General features: G+C 59.3%; 14 protein-coding genes. 7 read left to right on the forward strand and 7 right to left on the reverse strand.

Annotated elements, in window-relative coordinates:
- Positions 1–4: 4 nt before the first annotated feature.
- The gene (locus PH562_RS05815; RefSeq protein ID WP_041678395.1) at positions 5–436 is read right to left on the reverse strand and encodes an Lrp/AsnC family transcriptional regulator; all 432 of its coding nucleotides are present in this window, start codon (positions 434–436) and stop codon (positions 5–7) included.
- A gap of 138 nt (positions 437–574) precedes the next feature.
- Between PH562_RS05815 and PH562_RS05820 the strand changes: the two genes are divergently transcribed.
- Positions 575–1,678 (forward strand): saccharopine dehydrogenase family protein, encoded by a 1,104-nt coding sequence (locus PH562_RS05820; RefSeq protein WP_285171986.1) that lies wholly within the window; start codon positions 575–577, stop codon positions 1,676–1,678.
- An 81-nt stretch (positions 1,679–1,759) separates the two neighbouring features.
- Here PH562_RS05820 and ydiJ read toward each other — a convergent pair whose 3' ends face one another.
- Complete coding sequence (gene ydiJ / locus PH562_RS05825; protein ID WP_285171988.1) at positions 1,760–4,798, reverse strand: D-2-hydroxyglutarate dehydrogenase YdiJ; 3,039 nt, start codon at positions 4,796–4,798, stop codon at positions 1,760–1,762.
- Between ydiJ and PH562_RS05830 the strand changes: the two genes are divergently transcribed.
- Positions 4,797–4,937 (forward strand): hypothetical protein, encoded by a 141-nt coding sequence (locus tag PH562_RS05830; protein ID WP_285171989.1) that lies wholly within the window; start codon positions 4,797–4,799, stop codon positions 4,935–4,937. The two genes, ydiJ and PH562_RS05830, sit on opposite strands and share 2 nt — an antisense overlap.
- Here the strand turns inward: PH562_RS05830 and PH562_RS05835 are convergent.
- Genes PH562_RS05835 through hglS form a run of 3 tightly spaced genes read right to left on the reverse strand, consistent with a single transcriptional unit; the run spans position 4,934 to position 9,161 of the window.
- Positions 4,934–6,169 (reverse strand): pyridoxal phosphate-dependent aminotransferase, encoded by a 1,236-nt coding sequence (locus tag PH562_RS05835; RefSeq protein WP_285171990.1) that lies wholly within the window; start codon positions 6,167–6,169, stop codon positions 4,934–4,936. The two genes, PH562_RS05830 and PH562_RS05835, sit on opposite strands and share 4 nt — an antisense overlap.
- Before the next feature lie 5 nt (positions 6,170–6,174).
- Complete coding sequence (gene amaB / locus PH562_RS05840) at positions 6,175–7,707, reverse strand: L-piperidine-6-carboxylate dehydrogenase (RefSeq protein ID WP_285171991.1); 1,533 nt, start codon at positions 7,705–7,707, stop codon at positions 6,175–6,177.
- A 59-nt stretch (positions 7,708–7,766) separates the two neighbouring features.
- Positions 7,767–9,161: a 2-oxoadipate dioxygenase/decarboxylase HglS gene (gene hglS, locus PH562_RS05845; protein WP_285171992.1), complete on the reverse strand. Its 1,395-nt coding sequence runs from the start codon at positions 9,159–9,161 to the stop codon at positions 7,767–7,769.
- 104 nt (positions 9,162–9,265) lie between these two features.
- Here hglS and PH562_RS05850 point away from each other — a divergent pair, with 104 nt between their 5' ends.
- The 3 genes from PH562_RS05850 (at position 9,266) to PH562_RS05860 (ending at position 11,633) form a co-directional block, all read left to right on the forward strand.
- Positions 9,266–10,168, forward strand: coding sequence for a LysR family transcriptional regulator (locus tag PH562_RS05850; protein WP_285171993.1), 903 nt, complete (start codon positions 9,266–9,268; stop codon positions 10,166–10,168).
- A gap of 200 nt (positions 10,169–10,368) precedes the next feature.
- Positions 10,369–10,992: a P-loop NTPase family protein gene (locus PH562_RS05855; protein WP_285171994.1), complete on the forward strand. Its 624-nt coding sequence runs from the start codon at positions 10,369–10,371 to the stop codon at positions 10,990–10,992.
- Between the two features lie 59 nt (positions 10,993–11,051).
- Positions 11,052–11,633 carry a nucleotidyltransferase family protein gene (locus PH562_RS05860; RefSeq protein WP_113231124.1) on the forward strand — a complete coding sequence of 194 codons (582 nt, stop codon included), beginning with the start codon at positions 11,052–11,054 and terminating at the stop codon, positions 11,631–11,633.
- Between the two features lie 39 nt (positions 11,634–11,672).
- Here the strand turns inward: PH562_RS05860 and PH562_RS05865 are convergent, their stop codons facing one another.
- Both PH562_RS05865 and PH562_RS05870 read right to left on the reverse strand, forming a co-directional pair.
- Entirely contained in the window at positions 11,673–12,590 is a 918-nt protein-coding gene (locus tag PH562_RS05865; RefSeq protein WP_285171995.1) for an ornithine cyclodeaminase family protein, read from the reverse strand.
- A 129-nt stretch (positions 12,591–12,719) separates the two neighbouring features.
- Entirely contained in the window at positions 12,720–13,970 is a 1,251-nt protein-coding gene (locus PH562_RS05870; RefSeq protein ID WP_285171996.1) for an argininosuccinate synthase, read from the reverse strand.
- Positions 13,971–14,097: 127 nt separating this feature from the next.
- On the opposite strand from PH562_RS05870, the gene PH562_RS05875 reads away from it, so the two are divergent.
- Together PH562_RS05875 and PH562_RS05880 are read left to right on the forward strand one after the other, a co-directional pair.
- Complete coding sequence (locus PH562_RS05875; RefSeq protein ID WP_285171997.1) at positions 14,098–14,568, forward strand: Lrp/AsnC family transcriptional regulator; 471 nt, start codon at positions 14,098–14,100, stop codon at positions 14,566–14,568.
- A 149-nt stretch (positions 14,569–14,717) separates the two neighbouring features.
- Positions 14,718–15,440 (forward strand): nucleotidyltransferase domain-containing protein, encoded by a 723-nt coding sequence (locus PH562_RS05880; RefSeq protein WP_285171998.1) that lies wholly within the window; start codon positions 14,718–14,720, stop codon positions 15,438–15,440.
- Positions 15,441–15,532 lie beyond the last annotated feature (92 nt).

Here is a 15,532-nt window from a genome sequence, read left to right on the forward strand (position 1 = left end):
ATCTTCAACGCGAGATCCGCGTCGAAAGGATGATGGATGACAGGGTGCGTTCGACGCCGTCGATGGTGCCGATGCCGTCGATCAGCTGATCCAGCTCGGAGATCGAGGGTGCTGCGATGATAGCGATCAGATCGAATGTGCCGCTGACGGAATGAAGCGTCGTGACCTCGGGGATAGCATTCAGCGATGCGGTCACGGCTGACAGCGCTTTCGGCGCGATCGTGATCAGCACATGCGCCCGAATGAGGCCGGACAGATAGGTCTCCGACAGCCGCACACCATAGCCCGCAATCACACCCTCCCGCTCCAGCCGTTCCAGCCTCGCCTGAACGGTGGTGCGCGACAGCGACAGCTTCTTGGCGAGAGTCGCGACGGGCATCCGGGCATTCTGGCCGAGCAAGGCGATCAGTTCGCGGTCCTTATCGGTGACCTGCATGGCGGCTCCTGCATTTTGCAAATTCTATTCGTCAGTTTGTATAGATTTGTACAACGAATTGCGTCTTTTGTCGCTATGAATCGTTCAACTCCTACCTACACTTATAAAAATCTTATCAATGAAATGCAGGGGAGTCATATGAAAGACATAGTGGTCATCGGCGCGGGCAAGATCGGTGGGGCGATCGCTCTGATGCTGGCCGAAACGGGTGATTACACGGTCGTTGTCGCCGACCGCAGCCAGGAACAGCTGGACAAGATCGACCACCATCCTGCGATTTCCACCGCCGCCGTCGATATTGCCGACCGCGCCGGGCTCGTTGGCGTTCTGAAGGGCAAGTTCGCCGTTCTGTCGGCCGCACCGTTCCATCTCACAGGCTTCGTCGCGGAAGCGGCACTTGAAGCCGCCGTCCATTATCTCGACCTCACCGAAGACGTCGCGACGACCAAGAAGGTCGAGGAACTGGCTCAGGGAGCAAATACTGCCTTCATCCCGCAATGCGGACTTGCGCCGGGCTTCATCTCGATCGTCGCCAATGATCTTGCCAAGCGCTTCGACAGCCTCGACAGCGTGCGTATGCGCGTCGGCGCGCTGCCGCAATATCCATCCAATGCCCTGAACTACAATTTGACCTGGAGCACCGACGGCCTCATCAACGAATATATCGAGCCCTGCGAAGCGATCGTCGAAGGCAAGCTTGTCACCGTGCCGGCCATGGAAGAGCGCGAGGAATTTTCGCTCGACGGCGTCACCTATGAAGCCTTCAACACGTCAGGCGGCCTCGGCACGCTCGCCACGACGCTAGCTGGCCGCGTGCGCACGATGAACTACCGCACCATCCGCTATCCCGGCCACCAGGCCATTATCAAGGCGCTGCTCAACGACCTCAACCTCAAGAACCGGCGCGATGTGCTGAAGGATCTCTTCGAGAACGCACTGCCTGCCACCATGCAGGACGTGGTCGTCGTTTTCGTCACCGTCTGCGGTTGGCGCGACGGCCGCTACATGCAGGAGACTTATGCCAACAAGGTCTATGCAGGCATTGTTGCGGGCAAGAAGATGAGCGCCATCCAGATCACCACCGCAGCTGGCATCACCACCGTGCTCGATCTGCTGGCCCAGGGCAAACTGCCCTCCAAGGGCTTCGTCTGCCAGGAAGAAATCGATCTCGGCGACTTCCTCGCCAATCGCTTCGGGCAGGTTTACAGCCTGGAAAAAATCAGGATGAGAGAAGCCGTCTAAGCGGTTACTTTATTTGATGTTTTGTACGTGGCGCCTTCGGGCGCCACATGTATTTCGGCCGTTGAGGAAACTTTCTGAAGGCTAATCAATCAGCCGCTCGAGGATCTCGATCGGGTGCGGGATGGTCTGATGATCGATCTTGGCGACCTGTGAACGACAGGAAAAGCCGGTCGCCATAACCACCACCGTCTGATTGCCGTTTTCGGCGATCTTTTCCTGCCAGCTCATCGCGTAGAGCTTTTCCGAAATGGCGCGATTGCGCACCTCATGGCCGAAGGTGCCGGCCATGCCACAGCAGCCGGCATCGGCCATGTCGAGCTTGATCCCCAATTTCCTGAAGAGCACGGACCATTGCTTGAGAGCAGCCGGTGCATTCGTTCTCTCCGTGCAGTGGGCAAGCAGCGTGAAGCGTTCGTGCGGCACAGCCTCTGATGCTGATATTCGGTCAATATTGGCCGCAAGCCATTCCTGAAGCAGCAGCACCGGCGCGTGCAGCTTGGCGGATGGCAGAGCCGCATATTCGCTGCGATAGGTCAGCGTCATTGACGGATCGATGCCGACAAGTGGAATGCCCATTTGCGAGATGCGATCGAGATAATCTCGCGATTTCGCCGCCGCTTTCTCGAAGCGACCGAGATAGCCGTGCACATGCAAGGCCTTGCCGTTGTTCTGTGATCCGGCGAGCCACGGCTTGAAACCCATTTTCAGGGCGAGCTTGAGCGCTGCGATGACGACGGCCGGATCGAAATAGGTGGAGAAGACATCGGCAACGATGACGACCGCTTGGGCTCGCTCCTCTGCGGAGAGGTTTCCCAACAGTTCCGGAGTAGCAACCCGCACGCGGAGACGAGCGGCTTCCCGTTCGAGCGATACTGCAGGCATCGCGGGAAGCGCGGTGAGACCGGCAAGCCGCATCAAGGCCTGGCCGACGGTCGACCCGGTGAGCAGATTGTAGCCGGGCTTGAAGCGCGCCATCAGCGGCAGGGTCGTTTCGATGGCCGCAACGATTGGGTCCTTCAGCGGCCTAAGGTATCGACCGTAATAGAGCTCCAGGAATTTCGATCGAAAAGCCGGGACGCTGACCTTGACGGGACATTGGCCGGCGCAGGCCTTGCAGGCGAGGCAGGTGTCCATTGCCGCCCGCACCTCATGGGAAAAGTCGTCGCGATTGGCCGGATTGAGCGAGTTGACCACTCGCCGCAAGAGATTGCCGAAAGGATTGGCGCGACGTAGCACTTCCGCCTCGCGCCGCGGGTCGATCTTCCGCTCCGCCAGCATGCGCAGCCATTCGCGCATCAGCGCCGCGCGGCCCTTTGGCGAATAGCGCCGGTCGCCGGTCGCCTTGAAGGAGGGGCACATCGGGCTTGTCGCGTCGAAATCGAAACAGGCGCCATTACCGTTGCAATAGGCTGCATTGTCGAAGGCGGCACGGATGTCGTTGCCGATGGCTCGATCGAAGTCTCCGCGCAGTGACACTTCATCGATCTTCAGTAACGGGCGGGATAAGCCAGAGGCAATCTTGCCGGGATTGAGGCGATCTTCCGGATCAAACGCGCGCTTGATGTCCTGCAGGCTGGGATAAAGGTCCCCGAAATAAGCAGGCACATATTCCGAGCGCACGCCCTTGCCATGCTCTCCCCAGAGCACGCCGCCATATTTGCGGGTAAGCGCAACAACGCCGTCGCTGATCTTGCGGACGAGCGGGTGATGGTCGGCCCGAGTAAGATCGAGCGCCGGGCGAACATGGAGCACGCCGGCATCGACATGGCCGAACATGCCGTAATCCAGCCCTTCGGCGTCGAGAAGGGCGCGGAATTCCCTTATATAGGCAGCCAAATGTTCGGGCGGAACGGCGGTGTCCTCGACGAAGGGCACTGGCCGCACCGGTCCTTCGACATTGCCGAGCAGGCCGACGGCGCGTTTGCGCATCGACCAGATTGCTTCGATCTCGGCCTTTTCGCGTGCGATCGTATAACCCTTGTGGCGCGCTGAAGAGCGGTCATCGAGGGCGGCAGTCACGTATGTCAGCTTGGGTTCCAGCTCGTCTCGATCATCAGCCAGCACCTCAACGATGTTGATGCCATTGGCGGCGCCGGACGCATCCTCCGGAAAGAAGCGGGCGATGCCGCTCCAGACTATGTCGCCCTTGGCGAGACCCAGCACCTTCTCGTCGACTGTCTCGACCGAGGCCACCTTCAGCGCTACCAGCCGCCTGGCATCCTCCAGCGCCGTGTTGAAATCATCATAGCGGATGTTGATGAGGGCCGATTGTGCCGGGATCGGCAGCACCTTGAGTTCGGCCTCGGCAATCAAAGCAAGCGTGCCTTCCGATCCGCACAGCACCGCATTGAGATCGAAGCGGTCGTCGTCGCGCCTGATATGGGCGAGATCGTAGCCGGTCATGTAGCGATTGAGCTTCGGAAAGGTCGCCGCGATCAGCTCGCTTTTGTCCCTGGCGATCGCATCGACGACGCGGTGAATTTCGCCGATCCGATCATCACGCGCCTTGATCTCGTTCAGCTCGGCCTCGGCGAGCGGGCGCGACCACCAGTCGGTAGCGTCTGAGAGCACCACATGCAGCCCCAGAACATGGTTGCTGGTCTTGCCGTAGAGACACGAGCCCTGGCCGCAGGCATCGGTGGAAATCATGCCGCCGATCGTGGCGCGGTTGGAGGTGGAAAGCTCGGGCGCGAAGAACAGCCCGTATGGTTTCAGCGCCTTATTGAGCTGATCCTTGACGACACCGGCCTCGACACGGGCGATCTTTCGGACCGGATCGATCTCCAGGATCCGGTTCATGTGCCTGGAGCAGTCGACGACGATGCCCGAGGTTAGCGATTGGCCGTTCGTGCCGGTGCCACCACCGCGCGGGGCGATGACAAGATCGAAAAAGGCAGGTTCGGATATGGCTTTGGCGATGATCTTCAGGTCATCGACGCCGCGCGGATAGAGAATTGCCGTCGGCTTGACCTGATAGATGGAATTGTCGGTCGAGGCGACCGTCCGCGCGCCGTCATCCGTCTCAACATCTCCTTGAAAGCCGAGTGCTGATAGTCGACGGGCGAAGGCGCCTGTCTGATGTTGCAAACTGTCTTTCGCCGAAACGAGGCGTGGTATCATGATGCGAAGACTTCCGGCGTTTTACGCGATGATTGAAGCATTCCCGTTTTTAAACGGAATTATGGAAATGCTCTATCTCTTTGTTTTCACGCAATTCCGGATGGGCAGCCGTCTTGCGCGTCTGCCGCAACTGTTCTAGCGCCGGAGCACCGCGCAGGCCCTTTCGATACGATCAAGGGCTTCGACGAGATCGGCTTCCGACGTCGCGTAGGAAATACGGAAATAGGACGACAATCCGAAGGCTGAGCCGGGCACGACGGCTACATGGGCTTCGTCCAGTAGATAGACGCAGAAATCCGCATCCGTCTCGATCATCTTTCCCGATGGCGTTGTCGTTCCAAGCACGCCGGCGCAGCCGGAGAATGTGTAGAAGGCGCCTTCCGGCATAAGGCAATCCAGGCCTTCAATGGCGTTCAGCCGACCAACCACCAGATCGCGCCGACGCTGGAAACTTGCCTTGCGACCCTCAAGAAAGTCCTGCGGGCCATTGAGTGCAGCAACGGCCGCCGCCTGGCTGACGGAAGAGGGGCAGGAGGTCGCCTGGCTCTGAATGACCGCCATCGCCTTGATGAGAGCCTTCGGGCCACCGGCGTAGCCAATGCGCCAACCGGTCATGGCATAGGCCTTGGAAACGCCGTTGACCGTCAGCGTCCGGCTCTTGAGGCTCGGCTCGATCGCGACGGGCGTGGTGAACTCAAAGCCCTCATAGACGATATGCTCATACATATCGTCGACCATCAGCCAGACATGCGGATGACGCTGCAGCACCTCGATCAGCGGCCGATAATCGGCCTCGGAATAGGCTGCACCCGACGGGTTCGACGGCGAATTGAGAAGCAGCCATCGTGTCTTCGGCGTAATGGCCTTCTCGAGCTGATCCGCCTTCAGGCGAAAGCCGGCTTTGGCATCGCAGGGGATCAGAACGGGTACGCCGCCGCAGATCTCAACGATATCGGAATAGGAGGTCCAATAGGGCGTCGGGATGATGACTTCGTCGCCGGGATTGATCGACGCCATGAAGGCGTTGAACAGGATCTGTTTGGCACCCGTCGCCACGGTGATTTCATCGAGCGCGTAGTCGACGCCGTTCTCGCGCTTGAACTTTCCGGCGATCGCCTTCTTCAGCTCCGGCGTGCCGTCGAGCGCGGTATATTTCGTTTCGCCCCGATCGATGGCGGCCTTGGCCGCTTCCTTCACATTGTCGGGCGTATCGAAATCCGGTTCGCCCGCACCGAGAATGATGACAGGCAGGCCGTCACGCTTCATCGCGCCGGCGCGCGCGCCGATCTGAAGAATGGTGGAGACGCCGATGGAGGCGATCCGCGAAGCGGGCTTGAAGCCCGACTCTTCGATTTTCGTGGCGATCGTCATGGAGCTTACTCGATGTCGAAGGAGACACCCTGCGCCAGCGGCAGGGCCTTGGAGTAGTTCACGGTGTTGGTCGCCCGGCGCATATAGGCCTTCCAGGCATCCGAGCCGGATTCGCGGCCGCCGCCGGTTTCCTTCTCGCCGCCGAATGCACCGCCGATTTCAGCGCCCGAGGTGCCGATATTGACGTTGGCGATGCCGCAATCGGAGCCGTCGGCGGCAAGGAAGCGCTCGGATTCCTGCATGTCGCGCGTGAAGATCGAGGAGGACAGGCCGGCGGCAACGGCATTGTGCTCATCGATGACGGTGTCGAAATCGTCATAGGGCATGACATAGAGGATGGGCGCGAAAGTTTCTTCCATGACCGGACCGGCCTGCTTCGGCATTTCCACCAGCGCCGGCTTTGCGTAATAGCCGTCGGCATGGCCGACATCGACACGCTCGCCACCGGTGACGGAGCCGCCATGCGCCTTTGCTTCCGCAATTGCCTTCTGCATGTTGTCGAACGCCGCCTTGTCGATCAGCGGGCCCACGAGCGCGGAAGAGTGCAGGGGATCGCCGACCGATACGCTCTGATAGGCCTTCTTCAGACGCGGAACGAGCTGATCGTAGACGCTTTTGTGGACGAAGAGACGGCGCAGCGTCGTGCAGCGCTGGCCGGCCGTACCCATGGCGCCAAAAGCGATAGCGCGTAATGCCATGTCGAGATCGGCCGAGGGGCAGACGATGCCGGCATTGTTGCCGCCGAGTTCGAGGATGGCGCGGGCAAAGCGCTTGGCAAGCCGCGGTCCGACCTCACGGCCCATGCGCGTCGATCCGGTTGCCGAAACGAGCGGCACCTTCGGATGGTCGACCAGGATTTCGCCGATCGCACGATCGCCGATCAGTACCTGCGAAAGACCTTCCGGCGCGTCGCCGAAGCGGGCAAGTGCACGATCGAGGATTGCCTGCGAGGCAAGGGCGGTCAGCGGCGTCTTTTCCGAGGGCTTCCAGACGACGGCATCGCCGCAGATCAGCGCCAGCGCCGCATTCCACGACCAGACCGCGACCGGGAAATTGAAGGCGGAGATGATGCCGACGACACCGAGCGGATGCCAGGTTTCCATCATGCGATGGCCCGGGCGTTCGGTTGCGATTGTGAGGCCGTAAAGCTGGCGGGAAAGACCGACGGCGAAATCGCAGATGTCGATCATTTCCTGCACTTCACCGAGGCCTTCGGAGCGGATCTTGCCGGCTTCGATCGATACCAGCCGGCCAAGATCGTCCTTGGCGGCGCGCAGCTCTTCGCCAAGCAGACGCACCAGTTCGCCGCGCTTCGGGGCCGGCACGAGGCGCCAAGCGCGGAACGCTGCATGCGCCTTCTCGATTTTCTTCGCTGCTTCATCGGCAGAAACGGTCTTGAGGCTGCCGATCTTCTCGCCGGTGACCGGGGAATAGGAGGGCATATCGCCCTCAGTATAAAGCACCTTGTCGACGCCGAGCTTTTCGAGAATGGCGGCAGCTTCGGCTGCAACGGATGTGGTCTTGGCTGCAATGTTCATCGTTTGAAACTCCACTTGTCTTGATCCGGGTGGCGCGCGGCTGATATCGCCGCATCATCTCACTCGGCGGCATCTTGTTTGGATAATGCCCGTAGGCAGGCGTCGATCGATGCCTGTTCGATGCCGGCGTAATGGTCGAATTCGTTTAGCACCTTCATGCCGATATCGGCTTCGAAGCGCTGCTGGTTCGGGCTGGCGACGAAGTCCTGCTGCGCACCATCGCCGAGATTGGACTGGAAAATGCCGGCAGCACTGACGGGGAGGAAATCCTCGTAGACGATGGGGTCGAACTGGACGAGGCCCTGGTCGATCAGCGCGTCGATATCCCCATAGCTCGTTGCGGCAGTCTTGCCCTTGGCTGTCAGCGAATAGGTGAAATAGCCGAGGCCTTCGGCGCGGATTGCCGCCCAGTCGTCCGGGAAGTCGGCAAAGCTTTGAGCGAGAGCGGCCTCATAATCGCGCGCATTCGATCCGTCGGCTGCGGGGCGTACGATCTTGCGCGACTGATCGAGCAGCTTGTCATAAAGCGCGCGGCCCTTCGGCGTCAGCGCAATGCCGCGTTGCTCGATCTCGCCGAAGCGGGCGGTGTGCGAGCCCGCTTCCCAGACGCCATCGGCATTGCGGAAAGAGACCGGCTCTTCGAGCGCCTTGAACGAGGTCTGGCGCAGCAGGATCGGGCAGGCCCGCGTGGGCGGCCCCTCGACAACGGCCTTGGGGGCGATGTCGTAATCGGGCATCAGCGCCTGGACGCGATCGATATCCAGCGTGCGCGGCGTCAGATGGTTGATGTGCGGCCCCTTGAAGGACACGACATCGGCAATCAGGCGATGGGCATCATGGAGGCGATGGTACATGCCGGCATCGACATTGGCTTCGTCATGCCAGCGGAAAGTCTCCAGCACCTCGTCGACGAACTGGCTAGCGTCGGCCATGGTCAGGCCGCCTTCACGCTCGGCCTTTTCGGTGAGTGCGACGGCGCCATCGGTGAAAATCTGGCGCTTAGCGAGAATGTCTGCGGCCGCCTTGCGAAGATCTTCATCGGCAATCAGATCGAGCCGCAGCAGCGAGGTGAAGACGCGGAAGGGATTGCGCTTCAGCTCCCCATCGCCGATCGGGCGGAATGCGGTCGAATGAACCGGCACGCCGGCGGTCGAAAGATCGTAGTAGCCGACCGGATACATGCCCATGACGGCGAAGACGCGTGCCATCATTGCCAGCTCCGCCGCGGTGCCGAGCCGGATGGCGCCGTGCCGTTCCTCCGAGATGCGATCGAGATAGTCCGTCGCCTCAAGGCGCTCCTTCAGCTTGGGCTGTGCCGCCAGCGTTTCGTCATTGACGCGGGCGACCAGCTCCATGAGCGTGCCGTAGGCGGGAACTTCTTCGCGATACATCGCCGACATGGCGGCTGAAAAAGCGCTGCGAATATCGCCGGTCGAGACGTGATCAGGCTTCATGTGCGATCTCTTCCTGAAAGACTATGTCATTCTTATCTCGCAGAATATCTCTTGTTGGACGGCTGGTGTTGTGAGAGAGAATTCTAACTTGATGCGAAAATGGAATGATCATGCGTCGGCGCCTTATCCCTGACATCGTCAATCTTCAGGCATTCGAATGTGCTGCGCGCCATCAGAATTTTTCGCGTGCCGCTGAAGAACTCAACCTGACCCAAAGCGCCGTCAGCCGTCAGATCAGCGATCTGGAGCAGCAGACGGGCCTGAAGTTGTTCGAACGTGTCCGTCAGCGGGTCGTCCTGTCTGAGGCCGGGCTTCGGCTGTTGCCGGAGGTGAAGGATCTGCTTCTGCGCTCCGAGCGGCTGATGATCGGCGCTGTTGCCGCCGGTCAGATGAAACTATCGCTGAAGGTCGCGACCTTGCCGACCTTTGGCACGCGCTGGCTGGTGCCGCGTCTCGGCCGGTTTCTCGACGAACATCGCGATGTCGCCATCACCGTGGAATCACGCTCCAAGCCCTTCAATTTTGACGAGGATAATTTCGATCTCGCCATTCACTACGGCCTGCCGGCATGGGCGGGAGCCGTCGCGACTTTTCTTTGTAACGAAACCGTTCTCCCCGTCGCCAGCCGGGAGCTTGCCGGACGGCTGGGTCTGATCTCGCCGGAAGAACTATCGGGAGCCCCGCTGCTGCATCTGACGACGCGCCCGAAGCTGTGGGCGCAATGGTTCGATCTGCAGGAGCTGCCGACGGAGAATGCCTATCCCGGCGCGCGCTTCGACCAGTTTTCCATGATCATCGCCGCAGCCATCGCCGGGCTCGGTGTGGCGCTTTTGCCGACCTATCTGATCGAGGATGAGCTCAAGGCTGGCACGCTTCTCCCGCTGTTTAATCTGCCGATGCCGACCGAGAACAGCTATTACGTGGTCATGCCGGAAAAGAAGCAGACGAACGAGACTGCGACACTGTTTCGGGATTGGCTGTTGAGCGAGGTCACACCGCAATCGTAGATGATGCCGCAGCGCTGATTTGCGTCTGCTGCTGCGAGGCGAAAAATTCGTCGCAGATGAGCCAATCTAAATGGATTTGAATCGTTGGGCGTTCAAAACGATTTTTATTTGGAGTGCGTGGACATCCGAACGGGCCGGAGCGCCCCGCTGATAGAATAGTGTCGCGCGACTTAGACATTCGTGTCGGACGGGAGGAACCTTTGCCAAACTATGTTTTGCTGCCCGAAGCTGCTGCATTACTTGCCGGCGCCAACAGGGTACTTGTCATTGGCTGCTCCGGAGGCGGCAAGACGACCTATTCCCAGAAGATTGCGACTACATTCGGTTTGGAGTTTCAATCGCTGGACCGGGACGTCCGATGGCTGCCCGGTTGGAAAGAGCGCGAAAAGGGTGAGCAACGGTCGATTATCTTCGAGCTGGCGCGACGGGAGAGGTGGGTCATGGATGGCAGTGGCGCATCCACCTTTGATCTGAGATTGTCGCGCACCGATCTCGTCCTTTGGGTTCGAGTGCCGAGGCGTGTCGCATTATTGGGTCTGGCGAAGAGGGTTTCGCGGCACTATGGAACAGTTCGCCCTGCAATGGCCGAAGGTTGCCCTGAACCTCTGCCAGATAGGGCTTTCCTCTCCTATATCTGGAATTTCGAGAGGAAATATGCGCCTCTGTTTGTTCGAAGTATCGACCTGTATGGGCCGCAAGTGCCGGTCGTCCTTTTGAATTCGCACGGCGAAATGGATCGGCTGCTCCGGCTTGCACGCAAAGCCGATGAGAGCCAGTCGGATACAGCGACCAAGTCTACAATTAAAGCCGAGAATCGTGCTTAAATACAGGAGGCAAGGCCATACACCATGGCCGCAGGGCCATTTCCAGTGGGGTGGGGGCAATGACGATAAGTGAACATGCCGAACTGGAGGATATCGTCTTCAAGAGCGCTTTGCTCATGTCGCTTCTCCGGCGCTGGGATGAGATTGCACTGCCAGATTGCTGGCTGGTGGCAGGAGCCGTTGCCCAGACCGTTTGGAATCATGCCTTCGGGCTGCCTCTGTCTCATGGGATCAATGACCTCGACATTGTTTATTTCGATGCCGATGATCTGTCTGAACAAGCGGAGGCCGATCATGCCGCTCGGATCCGCGGGATGTTTCCCGATTTGCCGGTTTGGATCGATGTGAAGAATGAAGCCCGGGTTCATTGCTGGTACGAGGCGAAGTTCGGATACCCGATCCCGCCTTACAAATCGACCCTGGACGCCATCACCACTTTTCCGACTACGGCAACCGCCGCGGGATTGCGTTCCAATAGTCACGGTCGTCTGGATTATTGTGCTCCGTTCGGTCTTTCCGATCTGCTGAATGGCGTCGTGCGCCCCAACAAGAAGCAGATCACGCAGGCGATCTACGAGCAGAAAGTCAATCGCTGGATTGCAGTCTGGCCGAGGCTGACGATCGTTGGCTGGGACGGCTGAGGAGTTTCGAGGCTCAGCCGTGTGATTTCCGGCCGAATGTCAGATCATGTCGAATATGGCCGATGCTACGACGACTTCCGTGCCCGCGAGGCCGACCGAACAGAAGAGCGTGGTGTCGAGAGGAGATGTTCTGCCGGCAGCATGGCCGGCGACTATGGCAGCAAGATCGAGCATTCGCTCCTCGTGCATGGTTCCGGAAAGGAAAAATGGGGACGCATAGGCGCGCGTTTGCTCAGGAGAATCCGTAGCGATGATGCTGGCCATGTTCGCGACATCCAGGCCGAGTTCATGTCCCTTCAGCGTCTTCGGGCCGATCGTATTGATGTGGACGCCGACTTTTAACTCCGAAGCATCGATCACCGGCCTGTCGCTGCTTGTTGCGCATAACACGATATCGGCATCGGCCACGGCTTTTGCAGCACTTGTAACCGGTTCAACGGCAATGCCGAGTTCCAATTGCATCTCTTCAGCGAAGGCGGCACAGTTTCTCGGGTTTCGGCTGAAGACCCGGACAGAGCCTATGTCGCGAACGGCAACAGCGGCAATGAGCTGCGTTCGCGCCTGCGCGCCACTGCCAATGATGCCGACCGTGCGGGCGGCGGGAGTGCTGAGGTGGCGGATGGCTATGCCTCCGATTGCCCCTGTCCTGATCTGGCCGAGCCGTTCGCCCAAGATGACGCCCTGCAGTTCAGCCGTGTCGGCACGCCAAACAGCGACGACTTGTGAATGCTGCCCGCCGGCAAAGGTCTCGTAGGCGCGAAAGCCGGCAAGCGGCCGCTCGCCATCGATGCCGCCGACCGTGAACACGATGTCTCCACGATTGGGAAAGGAGACCTGATGCCGGGGCGGGGACACCAACTTGCCGGCCGCCTTGGCTCGGAAGGCTGCTTCCAAGGCATCGATTGCCCCACGCATGGCTGCGGCAGGGCATAAATCCTCGTCTTTCAATATCTTCATTGCCGATCCGACCTCCTCGTGCCTAATCACTCTGCAACCTCAAGTGCAGTTGAGGTCAATAGCGGTCGGCTACAGCAGGTTTGAAAACAATGGACGCAGGACCGATGGGCATGAATTATGTAGCTGGACCTATCTGTGTCTCACAGCTGCATCTTGTGATGCCGCCATCCTGGCGTTTCGCATTGCCCAGCTCTTCAGACGTAGGCCATTGAGTTTGATGAAACCTTCCGCGTCGTGGTGATCGTATGCTCCGGAGCTTTCCTCGAAGGTGACGAGGTCGGTCGAGTAGAGCGAGGTGGGCGAGGTACGCGCGATCACGCTGGCTGAGCCCTTATAGAGCCGGAGTGTCACTTCGCCGCTGACATGGATTTGGCTCCGATCGATCAATGCCTGCAGCATTTCCCGCTCGGGAGAATACCAAAATCCGTTGTAGATCAGCGCAGCGTAGCGGGGCATGATCTCGTCCTTCAAATGTGCAGCGGCGCGGTCGAGCGTGATGGATTCGATGCCGCGATGGGCGGCGAGCAGGATCGTGCCGCCCGGGGTTTCGTAAACGCCGCGCGATTTCATTCCGACGAAACGGTTCTCGACGAGATCGATCCTGCCTATCCCATGCCTGCCGCCCAATTGGTTGAGCTTCGTCAGGAGGCCTGCGGGCGTCATCGCTTCTCCATTCAGGGAAACCGCATCGCCCTTTTCAAAGCCGATGACGACGATTTCCGGCTCGTTTGGTGCATCTAGAGGATCGACGGTGCGGTGATAGATATGGGATGGCGCGATTTCAGCCGGGTCTTCCAGGACCTTGCCCTCGGTGGAGGTGTGCAGGAGATTCGCGTCGGTCGAAAAAGGAGCCTCGCCGCGCGTGTCCTTCGGCACGGGAATTTGATGCGCTTCGGCATATTCGATCAGCTGGGTGCGCGATTGGATGGCCCACTCGCGCCATGGCGCGATGATCGTGATCGACGGGTCGAGCGCATTGGCCGCCAGTTCGAAACGCACCTGATCATTGCCCTTGCCTGTGGAGCCGTGGGCAATGGCATCGGCACCCACCTCGCGTGCGATATTGATGAGATGCTGGGCGATCAGGGGGCGGGCGATGGAGGAGCCGAGGAGATACTGCCCCTCATAGAGTGTGTTTGCCCGGAACATCGGGAAGACGAAATCCCGAACGAATTCCTCGCGGACATCCTCGATCCTGATATCTGTCACGCCCAATTGCTCGGCCTTTCGGCGGGCAGGCTCAAGCTCCTCGCCCTGGCCAAGGTCGGCGGTAAAGGTCACGACTTCGCAGTCGTAGGTTTGCTGCAGCCATTTCAGGATGATGGATGTGTCCAGTCCTCCGGAATAGGCGAGCACGACTTTCTTGAGCTTTTTCGACATCGGCTTCCGTTTCCATGTTGACGGCTGGAACGATAGGCCAATCCTTGCGCAATGAGCTTGCGAAGAGTTCAATAATACGAGAGAGTTTGGCATATTATACCACTTAATCGGCAGTAGGAGCTATATTGTGTCAGCCACTTTGGACGAGATCGATCGGCGTATCCTCCGGGTGCTACAGCGCGACGGACGCATCTCCAATGTGGACCTCGCGAAGGAAGTGGGGCTGTCGCCATCACCCTGTCTTCGCCGCGTGCGATTGCTGGAGGATGCTGGCATTATCGATCGCTACGTTGCCGTTCTGGACCCGGCAAAGGTGGGTGCGGGCCTCACCGTGTTTGCACGCGTCTGGTTCAAGACGCAGGATGCACAGGTCACCCTGCAATTCGCGGAGGCTGTCAGACGGTTTCCCGAAGTCATGGAATGTTATCTGACCACGGGAGAATGTGATGCCATCCTGCGCATCGTGACGGCCGATCTTCATAGCTATTGGCGCTTTCAGGCCGACCACTTGACTCGTATCCCGAGCGTATTGAACGTCAAGACCGATGTGCCGATGGAAACGCTGAAGCGAAGCTTTGAGCTGCCCCTGGCTTCGTAGTATTTCAGCCAGCTGTCGGCCAAGTATGGCGGCAGCGAAGCGCCGTTCGGCCTACGGAGCGATGCCTGCCTGCTCGGATTTTAGCGAGTGTATCGGACCAGCAAGACAATTGATGTTTGGAGAGCGAGATGAGCATATTCGAAACGGCAATGCAGGCGACACGCTCGGTTCTCGCCAGCCGCTTTCCTGGCTATTCCTTTGCCTTTGCCTCAGGGCCGATCATACGAGGTGAGGGAAGAAAGGGCTCCGACATTGATCTGGTCGTGGTCTTTGATCGGCTGGAAACCGCTTGGCGCGAAACCTTTATCGAAGGCGAGCTCCCATTCGAAGTGTTTGTTCACGACCCGGAGACGCTCAGCTGTTTCTTCGAGAGCGATATTGCGCGCGGCTACCCTGTCATCATTCATATGGTTGCGACGGGCCGGATCCTCGGGCCCAATCCGGACAAGGGGCAGATCTGGAAAGTCTATGCAGCCGACATCCTCCGTGCCAGCCCACCAGAGCTGGAAGGTAAGAAGCTGAATGCTTTGAAATACCAGATCACCGATCTTCTCGATGACCTGCATGGAGAGCCGGCGGCCTCGGAGGCACGCGCGATTGCCGCGCAACTCTATCAACCTTTGGCCGACCTTATGCTGCTGGGACGAGGCAAATGGTCGGGCAGGGGCAAATGGATTCCTCGCCTGCTGCGTGACGTGGCTCTGGACCTGGCCGATAGCTTCGACGATGCCTTCACGCAGGCTTCAGCGGGAGAGGTGAAGGCATTGTGCGACCTCACACATCGCGAGCTGGATCGGCATGGTGGTCCATTTTTCGCTGGTGACAAGCGCATGGCATCGCAACAAGCGAGACGAAAGAGCCTCGTCTCGTGATTGATTGTTATGCGCTGATCAAAAATTTTAAGCTTGAAATTCTTCATTGCAATGCTCACACATTCCCTATCGGGTCGCTGCGGATTTGCAGG

This window comes from Rhizobium centroccidentale (assembly GCF_030182565.1).
In the GTDB taxonomy this organism is placed as follows: domain Bacteria; phylum Pseudomonadota; class Alphaproteobacteria; order Rhizobiales; family Rhizobiaceae; genus Rhizobium.

Excerpts from the sequence above, each read along its gene's own strand:
- PH562_RS05850 (WP_285171993.1), top strand. The coding sequence starts at position 9,266 with ATGATCATGCGTCGGCGCCTTATCCCTGACATCGTCAATCTTCAGGCA.
- PH562_RS05870 (WP_285171996.1), bottom strand. The coding sequence starts at position 13,970 with ATGTCGAAAAAGCTCAAGAAAGTCGTGCTCGCCTATTCCGGAGGACTG.
- PH562_RS05830 (WP_285171989.1), top strand. The coding sequence starts at position 4,797 with ATGATGCGAAGACTTCCGGCGTTTTACGCGATGATTGAAGCATTCCCG.
- PH562_RS05835 (WP_285171990.1), bottom strand. The coding sequence starts at position 6,169 with ATGACGATCGCCACGAAAATCGAAGAGTCGGGCTTCAAGCCCGCTTCG.
- PH562_RS05865 (WP_285171995.1), bottom strand. The coding sequence starts at position 12,590 with ATGAAGATATTGAAAGACGAGGATTTATGCCCTGCCGCAGCCATGCGT.
- PH562_RS05815 (WP_041678395.1), bottom strand. The coding sequence starts at position 436 with ATGCAGGTCACCGATAAGGACCGCGAACTGATCGCCTTGCTCGGCCAG.
- hglS (WP_285171992.1), bottom strand. The coding sequence starts at position 9,161 with ATGAAGCCTGATCACGTCTCGACCGGCGATATTCGCAGCGCTTTTTCA.
- PH562_RS05860 (WP_113231124.1), top strand. The coding sequence starts at position 11,052 with ATGACGATAAGTGAACATGCCGAACTGGAGGATATCGTCTTCAAGAGC.
- ydiJ (WP_285171988.1), bottom strand. The coding sequence starts at position 4,798 with ATGATACCACGCCTCGTTTCGGCGAAAGACAGTTTGCAACATCAGACA.
- amaB (WP_285171991.1), bottom strand. The coding sequence starts at position 7,707 with ATGAACATTGCAGCCAAGACCACATCCGTTGCAGCCGAAGCTGCCGCC.
- PH562_RS05880 (WP_285171998.1), top strand. The coding sequence starts at position 14,718 with ATGCAGGCGACACGCTCGGTTCTCGCCAGCCGCTTTCCTGGCTATTCC.
- PH562_RS05820 (WP_285171986.1), top strand. The coding sequence starts at position 575 with ATGAAAGACATAGTGGTCATCGGCGCGGGCAAGATCGGTGGGGCGATC.